We start from the raw sequence: 18956 nt of genomic DNA, 5'->3' as shown, positions 1-18956 counted from the left end.
CGTACTCGGGACTCACATTGTTCAGGAAGCGTTCGTGTCGAAAAAACTGCCGTGCGGCCGCCCGCCCTGGAGGCCGGGCGAGGCCAGCGTCGCCATCGAAAGCTCCTGCGCGGTCTGGATCAGCGCCGGCGCCAGCTCGAGCATCCGCTCTTCAGTGAGGCGGATATGCGGGCCGGCGATGACGACGGCACCGGTCACCTCCTTGGTCTTGGGATGGCGGATCGGTGCGGCGGACGCGTTCATCCAGGGCGTATAGGTCTGCAGGCAGAGGCTGACCCCGCGCTTGCGGGTTTGGCGTAGATATTTTTGCAAAGCCGGCCAGCTTTCCGGAGCGCGCGGTCCATAGTCCTTGCGCAATCCATACCCCTGCTTCTCGACAAGCGCGCGTGCGTCGTCGTCGGAGAGACAGGATAGCCAGGCGTGACCGCTCGCCGAGCAGGACAGCCGTCCGACCTGTCCCATGTCAGGGTCGTAGCGCAGGCCGGCGGGCGAGCCTTGCGCCTTGGCGACCCAGACCAGCTCGCGCCCGTCGATCATGGCAAGGCGCACCAGCTCGCCGCTTTCCCGCGCCAGGCGATCGAGCAGCGGCTGGGCAAAATCGGTGATGCCGCTGCCGGCGAGGAAGGTGAAGGCAAGCGACGCGATCTTGGCAGTGAGCTGATAGGCGCCCTGCTCGCGCTCCTGCTTGACGTAGCCGTGCTCGATCAGGCTGGTCAGCACGCGGTGCGTGGCGCTGCGCGGGATGTGCAGGGAATCGGCGATCTCAAACAGCAGCATGCCATGGGCGTTGGTCGCGAGCAGCTCGAGCACGCCGAGCGTGCGCTCCAGAAGGCCGCTCGGCGCCTCGCCGGTTTCCGGGTTTTTCAGCATCAGGGCTTCCTGATTCACAATTCGATCTCCTGATCAGGGCGCACTATCTGGCCGGTTTTGGCGGCTTTGTGAACTGCCATTGTGGCCCGCAACGTCAGCGCGCCATCGCGCGCGGTAATCAGCGGCCGCTCCTCGCCGCGAACCACCCGCGCCAAATGGTCGAGCTGCGCGCGGTAAGGATCGCCGCGTTCGAACCTCACGCTGTCACGCGTGATCGGGGCGAACCAGCTTTTGCCCGAGGCGTAGTGCCAATGGTCGAGCGTCGGCAGCGCGAGCGAGCCTTCGGTGCCACTCAGGAAATGAGTCTGCACCGCAACGGGCTGGGGCGGATAATTCGGACTCTCGCCGCTTGCAAGGTCCCAGCTCCAGGGCGCGGCCGCGGTGTCGCTGAGGTTCAGCGTCACCAGCGCGCCATTGGCGAGGCGCAAGAGAACCGCGGCACTGTCCTCGACGTCGAAACCGCGGACCGCGTTCGACGCGATCGCCTGAACCGAGACGATCTCGCCGCAGAGATGGCGGATCAGGTCGATCTCGTGAATGAGGTTGATCAGCACCGGCCCGCCGCCGGGCTCGCGCCGCCACGCCATTTCGAAATAGTCGGCGGGCTTGTAGAAAGTATAGAGCACGGTCGCGTTGGTCAGGCGGCCGAGCGCGCCCTCGGCGATCATCGCGCGCGCCCGGCGGATGATCGGATTGTGCCGCCGGTGATGCCCGACCAGGACCGGCAGGTTCGCGCGCTCGGAGGCGACCGCAATTGCGGCCGCATCGTCAAGCGTGCTCGCGATCGGCTTCTCGACCAGCGGCACGATGCCGCGCTCGATGCAGGCGATGGCGAGTTCGCGATGCGTCGCGTTCGGCGTGGCGATGACGGCCGCCTGTGGCTTCACCTCGCGCAGCAGATCGAGCGGATCCGCATAGCAGGGAACACCGAGCCCCTCCGCATAAGCCCTTCCCGCAGCTGAAGGTTCGGCGATTGCCGCAAGCGCGCAGGAGTCCAGACGACGCAGGGTTTCGACATGCGCCCGCCCGATCGCGCCAGCGCCGAACACTGCCACCGCGACCTCAGACATTCGACGCTCTCCCATCATCAGCATTGCTTCGGGACGGCTTCTAGCACGCGCCTTCTAAAATTGGAATTGGATTCCAATTTTCAATTTTGGATATTGGAATTCAATTCCAGTCGTGTTAGGGCCTCCGGCAAGAGCCGCATGTACGGCCAACCGGCAATGACTGGTTTTTGGGAAAGGGGAGGATCGAAAATGACCGAACAGAAGAAGACGATCGCAACGACAGGGTTACGGATCGGCCGGCGCGGGTTGCTGCTGGGCGCCACATCGCTCGCCGCATCACGCCTCGGCATGCCCTATATCGGCAATGCCGAGGCCGCCGAACCGATCAAGATCGGGATGATCTGGGCCAAGACCGGCTCGATCGTCGATCAGGCGGAATATCTCGCCCAGGGCGGCATGCTCGCGCTGGAACAGCGCAACAACACGCTGCTGGGGCGGCCCGCGGAGATCGTCTGGCTGGACGAACCCAATCCGCAAGGCGCCCAGCAGAGCGCGGAACGCCTGGTCGGCGAGCAGAAGGTCGTCGGCATGGTCGGCGGTGCGCTGTCCTCGTTCGCGCTAGCGATCTCGTCGGTCGCCAAGAAAGCCAAGATTCCCTACGTCGCCGCGAATGCCGCCACCGGCGATCTCACGGGCAAGTCGTGCAACAAGTATACGTTCCGCCTGCAGCCGCCCGTTGACGTACATGCCCGCGTCCTCGCGCCCTATTGCGCGTCGATCGGCAAGAAGTGGTACCTGCTGACCGCGTCCTACGCCTTCGGCCAGGACATCAAGCGCTCCTTCACCGACTACATCACCGCCAATGGCGGCACTGTGGTCGGCGCCGACGAAGTCCCGGTCGGTACACCGGATTATTCGTCGTTCATCCTGAAGATCCGCGCTGCGAAGCCCGACGTCGTGATCGGCGGCATTGCTGCCAGCGACCTCACGACGTTCCTCAAGCAGTGGAACGAACTCGGCATGAAGGGCAAGATCCCTTTTGCTGAGATCGCGGTCGGCAATACCGACTTGTGGGGCGTGGGACCCGAAGCTGCTGACGGCCTGTTCACCCTTAGCTGGTGGTACAAAAACCCCAGCAATACGCCCGAAGAACAGGCGATGGCCGCAGCCTACGAGAAGAAGCACAACAGGCCGGCCGCCGACAAAGCCTGGATGGGCTGGCTCGGCATGAAGAGCCTGCTCGATTCCATCGAGATGGCGAAATCGACCGAGCCGGGCGCCATCGTCCAGGCACTCGAGAACTGGAAGTACCACCGCGGCGACATCGACCTCGCTTACCGGGATTTTGATCACCAGATGATCAGCCGCCTCCTGGTTGCTGGCATTCATCCGAAGATCACCGACAAGTGGGACTATTTCGACGTCAAGGCCGAACTGCCGAAGACGCCGGACGATATCGCCAAGGCCTTCGGTACAAAGGCCGACAGCGCCTGCAAGATGGACACGCTCTGACGTCGTTTCAAAGCCTCGCGCTGTGTCGCGGCCGACGGCCGCGGCATCGTGCGGGGCAAACCAACAACGGATGACGCCATGCTCGATATGATCCTGTCGCAGGCCGTCAATGGCCTGGTGCTGGGCTTTCTCTACGTGCTGATCGCGATCGGCCTGTCGATCATCTTCGGGATGCTCGGCATCGTCAATTTTGCCCATGGCGCCTTCTTCGCGATCGGAGCCTATCTTGCCTATGCCCTGAACAAGGAATTCGGCTGGTGGGCCGCGCTCGCCGCTCCCATCCTGACCGGCCTGATCGGCGTGGTCGTCGAGATGGTCCTGATCCGGCATCTCTATGGCAAGGAGCCGCTGCTCGGATTGATCCTGACCTTCGCGCTCGCGCTGCTGGCCGAGGCCGCGCTGCGGCTGGTGTTCGGTGGCGCGCCGGTTCCGTTCGCCGCGCCAAAGTTCCTCGCAGGCTTCGTCGAATATGGCCCGATCCTGATCACGAAATACCGGATGTTCGTGCTCGCGACGACGGTCCTCGTGCTCGTGCTGTTCTGGGCGTTTCTCGCCTATACACCCTATGGCCGGATCATCCGCGCCGGATCGCGTGACCCTGAAATGGTCGGGCTGCTCGGCATCAACCTGCCGATCGTCTTCACCGGGGTGTTCAGCATCGGCTGCCTGCTCGCCGGCCTCGGCGGATTGCTGGCGGCACCGCTCTGGACCATCACGCCGTCGATGGCCGCCGGCGCCATCATGCCGGCCTTTGTCATCGTGACCATCGGCGGTCTCGGCTCCTTCCTCGGCGCCATTGTCGCCGGCCTTCTCGTCGGCATCACCACGGCCATGACCATTCAGTTCCAGCCGGAATGGTCGGGAGCCGCCATGTACATTCTGATGGCTGCCATCCTCTTGATCCGCCCGCGCGGGCTGTTCGGTGAACGCTGGGAGAGGTTCGAGTGACACATCTGTCTGCGCTACGTCATCCGGCGTTCGTCGCCGCCCTCGTCCTTGCCGCACTGACCGCGCTCTGGTCGCTGCTCGGCTCGCCGATCTCGCTGATCACGCAGATCGCGATCTACACGCTCTATGGCGCCGGCGTGAACCTGCTCGTGGGCTACACCGGCCTCGTGCCGTTCGGCGCGTCGGTGTTCTTCGGCTGTGCGAGCTATGCGGCGGCCTTCTTCATCCTCGGGCGCTACGGCAACGACCTCGTGTCGCTGCTGTTCGCAACGATATTCTCGGCCCTGCTCGCGCTCGCGATTGGGGCGATCATCCTGCGCCGCAAAGGCCTGTATTTCTCGCTGCTCACCCTCGCCTTCTCCCAGATTGCGTTCGAGATCGCGTTCAAATGGACGGCCGTGACCGGCGGCGAGAACGGACTGCAAAGCGTTCAGCGCACCACCTTCACCAGCGCATGGTCGTTCCACGTCTTCGTGGTGGCGGTCACGGTAGGCTGCATCTGGCTGCTGTGGCGGATCGCGCATTCCCCCTTCGGCCGCGTCTTGCAGGCGATCCGGGACAATGAACAGCGCGCGAGCAGTCTCGGTTACGACGTCCACCGCTTCCGTCACGGCGCATTGATCCTGACCGGGACCTTCGTCGGCTTCGGCGGCGCATTGCTGACCCTGATGCTGGAGGGCGTCTACGCCAACAATCTGAGCTGGCAGCATGCCGGCGATTCCCTGCTGATGACCGTGCTCGGCGGCGTTCATCACGTCCTTGGGCCGCTATGGGGCGCCGTTGCCTTCATTCTGTTGGAAGACCGCCTGTCCGCCATCACCGAGAACTGGTGGCTGGTGTTCGCACCGATACTGATGCTGTTCGCCCTGACCTCACCCGAGGGCATCCAGGGTCTCTGGCAGCGGCTGTTCGGCCGCCAGCGCTGGACGCTCGTGCGCCCAGATATCCCGCCGCGTCCTGCCGCGATCGTCCCGTTTGCGAGCAGCGCGGCCGGGTTCGAGCGTGGCAAGCTGTTGCTCCAGACGCTCGGGCTGAGCAAGAATTTCGGCAGCCTCGTCACGGCCAAGAGCATCGACCTAGAGGTCCGTTCTGGTGTGCTTCACAGCATCATTGGACCGAACGGCGCCGGCAAGACCACGTTCTTCAACATGCTATCCGGCGCGCTGAAGCCCAGCGGCGGGCGGATCGTGTTCGACGGCACCGAGGTGACGCAACTGCCGATGCATGCGCGGGCCCGCCTCGGTATCGGCCGCTCGTTCCAGATCCTGTCGATCTTCCCGAACCTGACCGTCTTCGAGAATGTCCGCGTCGCGGTGCAGGCCCAGCGCAAGGGATCGAGCCAGTTACTCACCGATGCCTATGCCCTGGATGCGACCAACGCCCGGACATGGTCCATCCTAGACGCCGTCGGTCTCGCCGACGTCGCGGCCGAGCAATGCGTCAATCTTCCGCACGGCGCCAAGCGGCTGCTCGAGATCGGGATCACGCTTGCGATCGATTCCAAGCTGCTGCTGCTCGACGAGCCGCTGGCAGGGCTCGCGGAAGCCGACCGTGTCATCGTCGCCGACCTGATCAAGAAACTCGCGCAGACCCACGGCGTGTTGCTGATCGAGCATGACATCGACCGCGTGCTCGCGATCTCCGACCGCATCTCGGTGCTGCACCAGGGACGCATGATCGCCGACGGCAAGCCCTCGGAAGTTGCCGCCAATCCCGACGTGATCGCGGCCTATCTCGGAGCCGCCAAGGACGGCGCGCAGGCCGCGCCTCCGGCGATCGAGCGCATCGCCCATGCCCGCGCCGCGGTCCTGCTCGAAGCCACCAGCGTTTCCGCGGGCTACGGCGGTAGCACGGTGCTCGAAGCGGTCGACCTCACCGTGCACGTCGGCGAGGCCGTCGCCCTGCTCGGCCGCAATGGCGTCGGCAAGACGACTCTGCTCCGCAGCCTCTGCGGGACGCTGACCATCAGCAACGGCGACATCGTCTTCGAAGGCAGGCCGCTTGCACGCCTCAAACCCTATGAGATCAACCGGCTCGGCATTTCGCTGGTGCCGGAGGGACGCAGGCTGTTCCCCAACCTCACCGTCACCGAAAACCTGCAGCTCGCGGCGCGCGCGGGCGGCCTCGGACTGGAGGCGGTGTTCGAGCTGTTCCCACGTCTGCGCGAGCGTCGTTCCGCCAAGGCCGAAAGCCTGTCGGGCGGCGAACGCCAGATGGTCGCGATCGCGCGTGCGCTGATGGTTCCGAGCAAGCTGATCCTGCTCGACGAGCCCTTCGAGGGCCTTGCACCAGCCGTGGTCAAGGAGGTCATGGACGCCCTCATCAAGCTGCGCGGCAAGGTCGCCATGGTCATTGTCGAGCATCATGCCGAGCTCGTCCTTCCCATCGTCGATCGCGTCTATGTCCTGGTGAACGGCCAGATCGCCTTCAGCGGCGACGCGACGATCCTCGAACGCGATCACGAATTGCAGGCCCGGCTGCTCGGCGTCGTACAGACCGAAGCAGCTCAGGCCCGCGGAGCGGCTTAACAACAAGAGAAAAAAAAGATGATCAGCCTGAACCTGACCGGGGCAACCCGCCTCAACATCATTGTCGGTGACCCCATCGCACAGGTGAAGTCGCCCGGCGGCGTCACCAAGGCTTTCGTCGATCGCGGCTATGACGGAATTCTCGTCCCCGTTCAGGTCGACGGGGCCCATCTGAAGGGCCTCCTGACGGCAGCAACGGAGATCCGCAATCTCGACGGCATCATCGTGACGGTGCCGCACAAATTTGCCTGCTTCGAGTTCTGCGCCAGCTCTACCGAACGATCCCGCCTGCTCGGCTCCGTCAACATCATGCGCCGGCGGCCCGAAGGCGGCTGGCACGGCGACATCGTCGACGGGCTCGGCTTTGTCGGCGCTGTGCGCGCCAATGGCGGCGATCCCTCCGGCAAGCGCGCGCTGCTGGTCGGCGCCGGCGGCGCCGGTTCGGCCATCGCCATGGCGCTGGTCGAAGCCGGCGTTCGCTCGCTCGCCATTCACGACAACGACGTCACCCGCCGCGACCAGCTGATTGCGAAGCTGACGACCCTGCGCCGGGCTGAGATCCATGCCGGCTCTGCCGATCCGTCCGCTTTTGATCTCGTCGCCAACGCAACTCCGCTTGGCATGAAAGCCGGCGATCCGCTTCCGGTCGACGTCTCGAAGCTCAAGCCCGGCACGTTCGTCGGCTGCGTCATCACCAGCCCCGCGGTCTCCCCGCTTGTCGCGGCGGCGCGAGGTCTGGGGTGTCCGACCTCGACCGGCACCGACATGTACAATGCGCTGCAAAGCTCGATGATCGACTTCCTGCTTGTGCGCGACGGATCGAGGTAAGCGCCATGTTCAAAACCATCGACGCAATCTCACAAAATGCGCGCTACGACCTCATCGTGATCGGCTCCGGCGCCGCCGGCATGGCCGCCGCGCTGTTCGCGGCGATCGAAGGACGCAAGGTCCTCATGGTGGAGCGTACCGAATATGTCGGCGGCACCAGCGCGATCTCGGCCGCGACCACCTGGATGCCGAACTCGCATCACTCCAAAACCGTCAATCCCGACGACAGCCGGGAGAAGGTGCGCAAGTTCCTCGACGGCGTGGTCGGCAACCATTCGCCCGCGGCGATGCGCGAGGCGTTCCTGGACAGTGCACCTGCGGCGGTCGCAACGCTCGAGGCCAACAGCGAGGTCAAGTTCCGTCCCTATGCGACCCATCCCGATTACGAGCAGCAGTTCGAGGGCGCAACCATGCGCGGCCGCGCATTGGAACCGGTCCCGTATGACGGCCGCGGCCTCGGCGCCGATCTCGATAAGATTCGCCCGCCGATTCCGGAGTTCACCATTTTCGGCGGCATGATGGTCGATCGCACTGATATCGGCCACCTTCTCGCTATCAAGAAGTCGGCGCGCTCCTTTGCCCACGCGGCGAAGATTCTCGCGCACTATGCTGGTGACAGGCTGAAGGGTCGGCGCGGATCGCGGCTGGTGATGGGAAACGCGCTGATCGGCCGTTTCCTCGCATCGCTGAACGCCCGTGGCGTCGACATTTTGCTCCGGACCGAAGTGCAGGACATCGTCACCGAGAACAGCGCCGTCACTGGCGTGAAGCTCAGCTCGGGTACCACAACGCGACAGGTCACGGCGACACACGGCGTCGTGCTGGCCGCCGGCGGGTTCAACAGACATCCGCAGCGACGCGGCGAATTGCTGCCGCAGGGCGAGAGCCACAGCCCAGCGGCACCGGGGCACACCGGCGCCATGCAGGACATCGCGTTGCGACTTGGCGCGCGCCTCGGCGAAGGCAATCTCGACAGCGCGTTCTGGGCTCCGGTCTCGATCCGGCGCCGCCCCGACGGCAGCACCGCGAGCTTTCCGCATTTCGTCATGGACCGAAGCAAGCCCGGCACCGTCTGTGTCGACCAGACCGGACGACGCTTCGTCAACGAATCCGTCTCCTATCACCTGTTCGGGCGCGCGATGTTCGAGCACAACAAGACCGTGCCTTGCATCCCCTGCTTCATCATCACCGATGCGGTCGGCCTGAAGAAATACGGCCTCGGCATGGTGCGCATGGGGACGGGCAACCTCGCTCCCTATCTCGCCGACGGTTACCTGACCGAGGGAGCGACGGTTGCGGAACTCGCCGGCAAGATCGGCGTGCCCGCGGCCAACCTCGAAGTCACCATCGCCGCGATGAACCGCTATGCCGCAAGCGGCAAGGATGACGAATTCGGCCGCGGCACCACGCCCTATCACCGGGTCAACGGCGATGCCTCGGTCGGTCCCAATCCGACGCTCGGCCCGATCGCGGCCGCGCCCTACTACGCCGTGCGGCTTTATCCCGGCGATATCGGCGCTGCGACCGGGCTTGTCATCGACGAATGGGCGCAAGTGATGCGAGCTGACGGCCGGCCGATCACGGGGCTCTATGCGTGCGGCAACGAGGCAAACTCCATCATGGGCGGGACCTATCCTGGACCGGGTATCACCATTGGCCCGGCCATCACCTTCGCCTACCGCGCCGTGCGCCATGCCCTCGGCGGTGCACAAGCGCGCAACGCCGCTTAAGCGGGCCGAGAGACAGACTTTCATGGACAACAGTCAACGCCTCGACTGCGACCTGCTCGTCATCGGCTCGGGCGCCGGAGGCCTGTCCACGGCGGTCACCGCCGCCGTGCTCGGCCTCGACGTCGTGGTGGTCGAGAAAGAGGCGCAGCTCGGCGGCACCACCGCCTGGTCCGGCGGCTGGATGTGGATTCCGCGCAACCCGCTCGCGCTGGCCGCTGGCATCGTCGAACCGCATGACCAGCCGAAGCGCTATCTGAGCAACGAGCTGGCCGAGGGATATGACCAGAGCCGGATCGAGATGTTTCTCGATCAGGGTCCGCGCATGGTCGATTTCTTCAGTAGCGAGACGCAGCTCGCCTTCATCGACGGCAACGCCATCCCGGACTTTCACGGCAAGACACCGGGCGCCGCCACCGGCGGGCGCTCCGTCTGTGCCGCGCCGTTCAACGGCCGCGCGCTCGGCCCGCGCATCCGCGATCTCAAACCGCCGCTCGCTGAGACTTCGCCCTTTGGCATGGGGATCGCCTCAGGCGCGGATCTGCGGCACTTCCTCAACGCGCATTCGTCGCTGACCTCGTTCCTCCACGTCGCGCGCCGCCTTGCCCGTCACCTGCTCGACGTCCTGCGCTTCGGCCGCGGCATGCATCTGGTCAACGGCAATGCGCTGATCGCGCGGCTGGTGAAATCCGCCGACGATCTCGGCGTCAGTATCATGACGTCGGCTCCGGCACAGACACTGCTGTCGGAAGGATCCCGCATCGCCGGCGCACGTATCATCCATGACGGTACACCGCTCGACATCCGCGCCCGGCGTGGCGTCGTCCTCGCCTGCGGCGGCTTCCCGCACGACACCGCGCGCAAGGCGGCCATGTTTCCGCATGCGCCGACCGGCCGCGAACACTGGTCGGCCGCACCGGAGAGCAACACCGGCGATGGCATCAATCTCGGCGAGACCGCCGGCGGACGAACGCGAACCGACCTGTCCGACAATGGCGCCTGGGCGCCGGTGTCACTGGTGCCGCATCGCGACGGTTCGGTCGGCCGCTTCCCGCATCTGATCGAGCGTGCCAAGCCGGGCCTGATCATGGTGCGAGACGACGGAACTCGCTTTGCCAACGAGGCCGATTCCTATCACGACGTGATGAAGGCGCTGTTTGCCGCCACGCCTGCGGGCCAGCCGGCCGAGGCCTGGGCGATCTGCGACGCAAGATTCCTCAGGCGCTATGGGCTCGGCCGCGTTCGCCCGATCCCGTTCGCGATCACGCCCTGGCTTCGCAACGGCTATCTGAAGCGAGGCGCGAGCATCGAGGCGCTTGCCAGTGCCTGCGGCATCTCGGCTCCCGGCTTGCGCGCGACGATCGAGCGCTACAACGGCTTTGCCGCACGTGGCGAGGATCCTGACTTCGGCCGCGGCGACACGCCCTATAATCGCGTGCAGGGCGAGATGACGCATCAACCAAACCCATGCGTCGCGCCGATCGAAGCCGGCCCGTTCTACGCCGTGAAGATCGTTGCCGGCAGCCTCGGCACCTTCGCCGGCCTCGACACGGACGAGCACGCCCGGGTGCTCGATGCCGAACACAGCCCGATCGACGGCCTCTATGCCGTCGGCAACGACATGGCGAGCATCATGGCCGGCCGTTACCCCTCCGGCGGAATCACGCTCGGTCCGGCCATGACGTTCGGGTACGTCGCCGCTCATCACGCCAGTGGAATTCCGCTCAAGAACAACAGGTCGGCAGCCGCATGACCGCAAGGAGAAACAACATGCTCTACGAAATAGCAACGCTGACAGTGAAGCTCGGAACCGCGGCAAAGGCTGTAGCCGGTATTGGCGAATATGTCGGGGCATCGGAAGCCAAGGGCACGCTGCTCGGCTGCTGGGCCAGCGAGTTCAGTGACCTCAATCAGCTCCTGGTGCTGCGCTCCTTTGCCGATCACGAAGCCTGGCGCAGCGAGCGCGAGGGGGCGCTGCGCACATCCAATCCCTTTGGCGCCGGCGAAGCCATCACGCAGATGAACTTCGACACCTATGCGCCCTTCCCGTTTTTGCCGCCGGTCGTGCCGGGCAAGTATGGCAGCGTGTATGAAATCCGCACCTATCGGCTCAAGCATGGCGGTGTAGCTCCGACGATCGCGGCGTGGGAAGCCGCGATACCCGAGCGCGTCAAGCTGTCGCCGCTCTCGATCGCCATGTACTCGCTCGACGGACCGCCGCGCTTCACCCATATCTGGCCGTTCGCGAGCCTCGATGCCCGCGCCGCGGTGCGCGCCGAGTCCGTCGCCAAGGGTGTCTGGCCGCCGAAGGGCGGGCCCGATTGGCTGACCGGCGACATGCGCTCGGTTATCGCGCTGCCGACCGCGATTTCGCCGCTGGCTTAAGGCGATCGCCATGACACACATCTATTCGCTCGCCTATCTCACCTCGACACCGCTGGCGCCGCCCGAGGCCGTCGTGCTGGCCAACAAGCTCGGCTACCAGGCGATCGGTGTTCGCATCGCACCCGCGGCGCCCGGCGGCGACTTCTCGCCGCTTCCGACCGACGCCGCGATGCTGCGCGAGACCATTCGCCGGATCGACGACACCGGCGTGCCCATCTTCGACGTCGAGATCGCGCGGCTAAATGCGGACTTCAAGGCCGACCACTTCGCTTCGTTCCTCGAGACCGCCGGCAGGCTGAAGGCTCGCGCCATCCTGGTCGCGGGTGATGATCCGGACGAAGCGCGCCTGACGGAGTCGTTCGCCACCTTCTGCCGCGCCGCGGCGCCTTATGGCTTGACCGCCGACCTTGAATTCATGCCGTGGACCGCGGTGAAGAACGCAAAGGCGGCGCTCCGCATCGTGACCAATGCCGGTGAGCCGAACGGCCGCATCCTGGTCGACTCGCTGCACGCCGGCCGCTCGGCGACCACGCTTGACGACATCGCAAGCATGCCGCGGCAGCTCCTCAGCTACGCCCAGCTCTGCGACGCACCGGCCGGCATTCCCGCAACCAATGAGCAGCTCATCTACACCGCGCGATGCGCCCGGCTGCTGCCGGGAGACGGCGGCATCGACCTGCGCGGAATGGTGCGTGCATTGCCCGGCGATCTGCCGCTGAGCATTGAAATCCCGAATGACGAATGGCTGCCCAAGCTCGGTGCGGAAGAATGGAGCCGGCGTGCGCTTGCTGCGGCCCGCCGGATCGTGGCCGAGACCGCGGAAGGACAAGCCACAGCATGACCAGCCTCGATTTCTTATCACGTGTCGCCGTCATCGCGGGCGGCTGCGGCGGCATCGGTCAGGCGGTTCGCGCGCGGCTGGCTGCCGCCGGCGCAACCGTGGTCGTCTGGGATCTGGCTGACCGGGCCGACGAACGCATCGACCTCACCGACGAGGCCGCGGTCGGTGGCGCAATGGCGCGCCTGCTCGATCGTTTCGGCAGGATCGAGGTACTGGTCAATGCCGCGGGCATCACAGGCCCCACGGTCAACATCGAGCACTACAGCCTCGCCGATTGGAAACGCGTGCTCGACGTCAATCTCACCAGCACCTTTCTGTGCTGCAAGGCGGCCATCGCGCCGATGCGCCGGCAGAACGCCGGACACATCGTCAACCTGGCATCGATCGCCGGCAAGGAAGGCAATGCCGGCATGACCGGCTACTCCGCAGCCAAGGCCGCCGTGATCGCGCTGACGAAATCCCTCGGCAAGGAGCTCGCGAGCACCAACATCCGCGTCAACGCTATCGCGCCGGCGGTGATAGCCACCGACCTCGTCAAGCAGATGTCGGAGGAGACTTACCGCAACGTGCTGGCCAAGATCCCACTCGGCCGCGCCGGTCGCCCCGAAGAAGTGGCCGCCATGGTCGCCTGGCTCGCCTCCGACGAGTGCTCGTTCTCAACCGGGGCCGTGTTCGACCTGTCCGGAGGACGGGCGACATATTAGACGAGAGATCAGCAAGATGAGATGTCGTGGCTTCTCTTTTTGTGCGCATCGCCCGCTCTCACGCAGACGTCACGCGACACCCGACAAGGACTGCAGATGCTGGCTGGTACTGGATTTTTCTTGATCTCCCGGTGCACACGTCGTGCACACACCGCCTTCTAACCAATTGAAAAACCTAAACTCTCGCTCCAATCCATCATGGGGGCCACGGAAAAGCGATAGTCTTGATATCCCAACAACTTAATCCTGCGTCGCGATCGAAAAAGCAATGTCAGCGTATCAATGCTTGCTGCCCTCTTGAACCTGCTCGCCAAGTATCATTCGCCCGAATACGCCTGCCATTCAACTACAATAAAGGTGGTGGCGAGCCAGGAAGCTCAATGCCGAGCACGAATGCCCTAACGAGATGGATCTGGGTCTAGCGTTGGCGCGGATGGTCCAACTGTCAACAGAGTGTGAACGACCCGATCAAATTGGACAAACCTTCAGATCGAGCCGACCGGAAGCCGCCAAACAGGAAATTGAAGCGCAGAATGCCCGCAGGAGAAGTCCATCGTCCCCAAAAAGTCTCTCTAACATATCGTCCCCCCTCAATCGCCCACCACGAATTTCGCCTTTAGCAGAAGCGCGGATCACTGCGTTGCTGCGCTTCGCTCGAAGGGCCTATTTTCAGCGATGAACCTCGCGGCCAGCACCAAAGCGCCCATCGAAAATTCCTTTCCATGCGCAGCGATCATGCGCTCCGAGAGTTCCGCCAGTTCTTGAAAGAATTGATCCTTGCTTTCGGCTTCGTTGAGCGATCGGGTGGCTGTCATAACTTGTCTCCTGATGATGCTGGCAGAGCTCTCCGGCTTGGCACCGGGTTAACTACTTGAAAATGTACGGAGGAAACGTCACGATCGCCGCTTCCCCGTCGCTTGTTCCGATTGCAAGATGCTCGCCGTCGCTGGACCAACGCAGGATGTGGGCGGCGCCTCGACCAGGCGGCCTGACGACCAATTCGTCGGATTGTCCGATCCTCGCGACCGCGACCATGCCGTCGGCGTAACCCGCCGCAACCAGGCGACGCTCTGGGTGAATATCTACCGTCTCGACAAGGACGAACCGGGCGCGCCCCGTAGCGAGGTTCGTCGGCTGCTCGCTTTCGTCGTCAAGGCTGGAAACGTCCCATGCGATCATCCGATAGGCTCCGCTCGTAACAAGGACGCGGGAATCCGTGCTCCACGAAAGGGATGCAACGGTTGCAGGATAGGTCGGAATACGGACGATCCGCGCATCGGCAAGACGCACCAAAACAATGCCTGCTTTCCCGACTGACACCGCCAACCAGTTCCCATCGGGGCTCCACGACAGGGCTGAGACTGAGCCCAACTCAAATGAGGCGGAGGGTTCGGGTCCTGGTCCAAAGCTGCGGACGAGCAGACAACCGTCGGTTCCAATCGCAAAGCGCCGGCCATCTGGCGATACAGCCATTGCCGACGCATGCCCTCCGACCCGCTCTTGGAGCCAGGCGACTTCACCATTGGAATCGTAAAATATGATTGACCCGCCGGATGCTGTCAGGATGTCCCCCGCCGATACCGGGGCAATGACATCGATAGGCGCCCCGTTGCTCGAGACCACCCGTGTGACACCGGACGCCGACACACGAAGCAAGCGGCCGTGATCACTGACCACGAAATCCGAGGTCCCGAGCGGAGCGAGATGAAGCGGGGCATCGCTGATTATCACTTTCGTCAATGGAGGCACCGGTCTCCGTCGCGGTGAAATCGTCGTCCGACCTTCGTCGAGCGCCACGCGACAGCGATCTTGCGCCGGCTCGACGTCAGTTAGCGGAGCTATCGCCAACGCGCCATCGGCGAGCGCAAACGCAACTACCTGTCCCGCTGGATCGAAGGCCGTATTTGTAACGGCCGCACCCACCGTCCAATGCCGCCCAAGCAATTCATAGAGCGTCGCGATCTCTGCTTCCATCGTATCCATCGAGTCGCCTCACGTTCGGGTCGTCTCAACTACTAGCGGCAATCCGCCTGTCCAGTTCTTCAAGGCGCTGCTCCAGCACGGCGCAATGAGCGTCGCATTCTGCCATCTCGGCATTTGCCTTTCGTAAGCGCTCGCGCGCATCCGCGAGGGTTCTGGCGAGTTCACGCGAACAGCCGGAGGCCGCAATCTCTTGCTCGATGCACTGAATCTCGAATTCGGCGCCGCCCCCAAGCTGACGGTTGAGCAAATTGCGCGATTGGGCCGCCGATATCTCCTGAACGACCTGCAGCCGCTGGGTCAGCATTTCGACAACGGTCGGCGGGCCGGCCCTCATGCACCAGTCTCGATCTGGACCAGGATCCGCCGCAGGCCACCCACGCCCGATACAAAGTGACGCTGCGCATCATTGATGTGAGATCCCAGCGAGTCCCATAGATCGATCCTCAGCAACCGCGACGGATCACCAGCCATGTTCTCTAGCGCCTGCAGACCGAACTGATGCCGCAAACCAATGCCTTGCAAAACAAACTCCGTCAATTCACGCGCATGCGTTTCGATGAAAGGACGCAATAGCGGATGCGCGCCATAGCTGATGCCGCGATTCACGAGTTCGGTCTCAATGAACACTACGAAATGCCTAACCAGCATATCTTGGCTTTCGCCAACCAGGTGCACCATGAAGGTTACGTCGCGGTCCGCACGCGAAAGGATCTGCGACGCGAGCGCCGCAGCGGCAGGCTCCTCTGCCCCCATTTTTCCGCCCCAGGCCGTCGCCATGCGTGATCCTGTCCTCATATCCGCGAACGATATTGATGCAATTTGCGATACAGCGTGGCGCGCGAAAGGCCGAGCTTCTCGGCGGCGGCTGCAATGTTGCCACCTGCGTTTGCGACGGCTCTTTCGATGGCACGACGCTCTATATCGTCGAAGCGTGCGATCTCTTCGGCTTCTGGTCCCGTGGTGCCATGCCTTGTCTGCAAGGCGCCCGGACTTGGCAGGACCGATGCTGCTTCCAGGAAATCCTCGGGCAACTCCCTGGGCGTCACCACGCCGGTGAGCGTCATCAGCACCAGGTTTTCGATCAGATTGCGCAGTTCCCGAACGTTGCCCGGCCAGCTATAGCGCCGCAACAATTCCATTGCGGCTGCCTCGAAACGTACCGGTTCGGTGCTATAGGTCTCCGCGAATTGTCGATTGAAATGATCGATCAGAATCTCGACATCACCCAAGCGCGCGCGGAGCGGCGGGATAGTGATCTTGACAACGCTGATCCGGAAATACAGATCCTTGCGGAAACGTCCTTCCGCCACTTCCTGCTTCAAATTCCGGTTGGTCGACGCCACGAGCCGGACGTCCACCGGACGCGGCTTGTTGTCGCCGAGGCGGTACACCGCACGCTCTTCCAGCACGCGGAGCAGATACGGCTGCAGATCCAGCGGCATCTCGCCGATCTCGTCGAGGCTGAGCACGCCGCCATTGGCAAATTCAAAACGGCCTGACTTTCCTTCTCGCGTCGCGCCGGTATAGGCACCTGGGGCATGTCCGAACAATTCACCGCCAAGAAGCTCTTTCGAGACCGCACCGCAATTGAAGGCGACGAAAGGCTCCTTGCCGGTCTTCTGGCTGGCGGCGTGAACGAGACGAGCAAACAGTTCCTTGCCAACTCCCGTCTCGCCCTCGAGCAGAATAGCCGTTCGGCCGAGTGCCGCCCGTTCAACCTTTTCGACCGCTTGCATCAATGCTTCGCTGCATCCGACAATCGCGTCCTTTGCTGACATGAGAGCTGCGCGCGCTATCGGCGAAACTTGGGACGCGGCGGAATTTATCCGCGGCCTCGATGCGAGCACGAGCATTGCCCCCTTCACAATACCGTCGACGAGCAGTGGCTCAATCCGCTGTTCCTGCAATTCCTCCGGCAGCGCATTGGCCAGGTCTTGAGCCAAACGACCATCGCTGCTTGGAAGAATCCGATTTCCGACGCTCAAGTCGCCGGACTGCGCGATCCGTCGCCAACGAACCGACGCCATGTCATTGTGATGAACGACCCTGCCGAAGCGGTCGAGAATCACCACTCCGTCGCCGCTGCCCATCCCCGGCATCCGCGAAATGCTGGCCTCGAGCAGCCGTATTCTTTCAAGGCGTATCTTTTCCGAGAGCGCAAGCTCGATGTGGTTGGCCGCAATCACCGCCAGTGCGACGTTATGCCGGTGAAAGATCGCCTGAGGTCCGGAAAAATCAATGATGCCGATGATACTGCCGTCGATGGGGCTGCGAATGGGGCTACCGACGCAAGTCCAGGCTTTGATGCCTTCGGAAAAATGCTCGGCTGCATGGACGTGGACCGGTTTTCCCGTGATGAGCGCAGTGCCGATGCCGTTAGTGCCTGTCACCGTCTCACCCCAGGCGGCGCCAACCTCGAGGCGAATATCGTGCCCTGCATCAATCGTCCGCTGATCACCGCCCACATCGAGCACGACGCCGTTCCTATCGGTGATAACCAGCATGGTCGCGGCGTCACCAAGCACTTCGGCGACGCGGCGGAACGTCTGAGCGCTCGAACCCAGCAAGTCATCGTTCTTCAGACGAAGCTCATAGAGATGGTCCGGCGAGGCCACGAGATTGCTGCCCTTACAATGGGCATTGACTCCGGACTTGACGCTGCGCTTCCATGATTCCTCAATGACACCGCGCACCAGCGCATTCTCGCGCCTGAGGTCGCCGGACGTCAGAAAATTTTCCCACGCTCTGTTGGTCTCTCGCTCATCGTATGGCTGTCCCTGCTCGACATCCGTGACGCCCGGAACCTTGTAGCCTTCCAGCGAAAACGGCGGCTTAGCCATGAGCGTTTCCGTCAGCATTGGAGCACCATACGTAAGTTGGCAAACAACCCGATCGGCAGAAACGACCTGAACCGGACCTGATCGGGATCGTCATCCCCACAAGGCCCGGCTCACGGAGATCATTCGGCGCTTTTGGCGACGGCATCCAAGCCGAGACGGCCTGCGATGACTTCTTCCAGACTCTGCTCGGACGTCTCGTCGGGCACGCTCACGCCCTCAAGATCGGCGAGGACTTTCCGGATTTCCTCATCCAGCGGATCGAACATCCCGTTCTCCCGCGTCGCCAGGGTGAAGTATCGCGATTGGCCCTTTCCACGCACTTCGCCGACAAAATGGAGTTGTCGCCCCGACCCGAGATCTGCGATCACGACCCGGCCGTTGAGGCTGATCCGCACATAGGGTTCCGCCTCTCTCGGACGGCCCGGCGGCGTGTACCACAGCTTGCCTGATGGCTGGGGCTGAGCAGGAGGCGTGGGATCGCGCAACTCCTGCCAGCGCCCGCCGGTCAGATGATTGGCGACCGCGTCGATCTTCGTGCGGTTCTTCTGAATGAAATCCTTCGCCGCAGCCTCCTCGCGGTGCGGACCGTCGCGCTTCGAGATGATGTGGACCATGGTCTCCTCCTTCCCCGGTCAGTCGGATGGCCATGAAGGCTTGTTGGACCGCCTCCTTCGGCCATGCCGGAGCTTCCAAGATTGTAGCCCGTTCTAGGTCGTTGTCACCGTCCAATCACGCGATCGCGGAGCTCAAGCTGTCGACACCATATTTCGATGTCGAGGC

Annotated in this window: 17 protein-coding genes; 9 read left to right on the top strand and 8 right to left on the bottom strand. The window is 63.5% G+C overall.

Annotated features, from left to right (window positions below):
- Nucleotides 1-21: 21 nt before the first annotated feature.
- On the bottom strand, nucleotides 22-888 hold the full coding sequence (locus FJV43_RS31900; RefSeq protein ID WP_156504988.1) for an IclR family transcriptional regulator: 867 nt from the start codon (nucleotides 886-888) through the stop codon (nucleotides 22-24).
- The gene (locus FJV43_RS31895; RefSeq protein ID WP_239622971.1) at nucleotides 885-1940 is read right to left on the bottom strand and encodes a Gfo/Idh/MocA family oxidoreductase; all 1056 of its coding nucleotides are present in this window, start codon (nucleotides 1938-1940) and stop codon (nucleotides 885-887) included. The genes FJV43_RS31900 and FJV43_RS31895 overlap by 4 nt, the downstream gene beginning before the upstream one ends.
- Nucleotides 1941-2129: 189 nt before the next feature.
- On the opposite strand from FJV43_RS31895, the gene FJV43_RS31890 reads away from it, so the two are divergent.
- The 9 genes from FJV43_RS31890 to FJV43_RS31850 all read left to right on the top strand — a co-directional run bounded on the left by FJV43_RS31890 (nucleotide 2130) and on the right by FJV43_RS31850 (nucleotide 13353).
- Nucleotides 2130-3392, top strand: coding sequence for an ABC transporter substrate-binding protein (locus FJV43_RS31890; RefSeq protein ID WP_239622970.1), 1263 nt, complete (start codon nucleotides 2130-2132; stop codon nucleotides 3390-3392).
- A 78-nt stretch (nucleotides 3393-3470) separates the two neighbouring features.
- Nucleotides 3471-4340: a branched-chain amino acid ABC transporter permease gene (locus tag FJV43_RS31885; protein ID WP_061879160.1), complete on the top strand. Its 870-nt coding sequence runs from the start codon at nucleotides 3471-3473 to the stop codon at nucleotides 4338-4340.
- A complete protein-coding gene (locus tag FJV43_RS31880; RefSeq protein WP_239622969.1) occupies nucleotides 4337-6868 on the top strand; it encodes a branched-chain amino acid ABC transporter ATP-binding protein/permease in 2532 nt (843 codons plus the stop codon). The genes FJV43_RS31885 and FJV43_RS31880 overlap by 4 nt, the downstream gene beginning before the upstream one ends.
- A gap of 18 nt (nucleotides 6869-6886) precedes the next feature.
- Nucleotides 6887-7696 carry a ThiF family adenylyltransferase gene (locus FJV43_RS31875; protein ID WP_239622968.1) on the top strand — a complete coding sequence of 270 codons (810 nt, stop codon included), beginning with the start codon at nucleotides 6887-6889 and terminating at the stop codon, nucleotides 7694-7696.
- Between the two features lie 5 nt (nucleotides 7697-7701).
- Nucleotides 7702-9426, top strand: a complete 1725-nt coding sequence (locus FJV43_RS31870; RefSeq protein WP_239622967.1) for an FAD-dependent oxidoreductase — start codon at nucleotides 7702-7704, stop codon at nucleotides 9424-9426.
- Between the two features lie 22 nt (nucleotides 9427-9448).
- Entirely contained in the window at nucleotides 9449-11176 is a 1728-nt protein-coding gene (locus FJV43_RS31865; RefSeq protein ID WP_239622966.1) for an FAD-dependent oxidoreductase, read from the top strand.
- A gap of 17 nt (nucleotides 11177-11193) precedes the next feature.
- Complete coding sequence (locus tag FJV43_RS31860) at nucleotides 11194-11808, top strand: NIPSNAP family protein (RefSeq protein ID WP_061879176.1); 615 nt, start codon at nucleotides 11194-11196, stop codon at nucleotides 11806-11808.
- Nucleotides 11809-11818: 10 nt separating this feature from the next.
- The gene (locus FJV43_RS31855) at nucleotides 11819-12649 is read left to right on the top strand and encodes a TIM barrel protein (protein ID WP_061879164.1); all 831 of its coding nucleotides are present in this window, start codon (nucleotides 11819-11821) and stop codon (nucleotides 12647-12649) included.
- Entirely contained in the window at nucleotides 12646-13353 is a 708-nt protein-coding gene (locus FJV43_RS31850) for an SDR family NAD(P)-dependent oxidoreductase (RefSeq protein WP_239622965.1), read from the top strand. The genes FJV43_RS31855 and FJV43_RS31850 overlap by 4 nt, the downstream gene beginning before the upstream one ends.
- A 632-nt stretch (nucleotides 13354-13985) precedes the next feature.
- Here the strand turns inward: FJV43_RS31850 and FJV43_RS31845 are convergent.
- The 6 genes from FJV43_RS31845 to FJV43_RS31820 form a co-directional block, all read right to left on the bottom strand.
- On the bottom strand, nucleotides 13986-14168 hold the full coding sequence (locus tag FJV43_RS31845) for a hypothetical protein (protein WP_239622964.1): 183 nt from the start codon (nucleotides 14166-14168) through the stop codon (nucleotides 13986-13988).
- A 52-nt stretch (nucleotides 14169-14220) separates the two neighbouring features.
- Nucleotides 14221-15336 (bottom strand): WD40 repeat domain-containing protein, encoded by a 1116-nt coding sequence (locus FJV43_RS31840; RefSeq protein ID WP_239622963.1) that lies wholly within the window; start codon nucleotides 15334-15336, stop codon nucleotides 14221-14223.
- Nucleotides 15337-15361: 25 nt separating this feature from the next.
- Nucleotides 15362-15670, bottom strand: a complete 309-nt coding sequence (locus tag FJV43_RS31835) for a hypothetical protein (protein ID WP_239622962.1) — start codon at nucleotides 15668-15670, stop codon at nucleotides 15362-15364.
- Entirely contained in the window at nucleotides 15667-16113 is a 447-nt protein-coding gene (locus FJV43_RS31830; protein ID WP_239622961.1) for a hypothetical protein, read from the bottom strand. Before FJV43_RS31830 ends, FJV43_RS31835 begins: the two co-directional genes overlap by 4 nt.
- A gap of 14 nt (nucleotides 16114-16127) precedes the next feature.
- Nucleotides 16128-18176, bottom strand: coding sequence for a sigma 54-interacting transcriptional regulator (locus FJV43_RS31825; protein WP_239622960.1), 2049 nt, complete (start codon nucleotides 18174-18176; stop codon nucleotides 16128-16130).
- 119 nt (nucleotides 18177-18295) lie between these two features.
- Nucleotides 18296-18790, bottom strand: coding sequence for a hypothetical protein (locus FJV43_RS31820; protein ID WP_239622959.1), 495 nt, complete (start codon nucleotides 18788-18790; stop codon nucleotides 18296-18298).
- Between the last annotated feature and the right edge of the window lie 166 nt (nucleotides 18791-18956).

The sequence above is a fragment of the Bradyrhizobium sp. I71 genome (genome assembly GCF_022354745.1).
GTDB classification, from domain to species: domain Bacteria; phylum Pseudomonadota; class Alphaproteobacteria; order Rhizobiales; family Xanthobacteraceae; genus Bradyrhizobium; species Bradyrhizobium liaoningense.
This window is presented reverse-complemented; position numbering and strand designations above follow the sequence as displayed.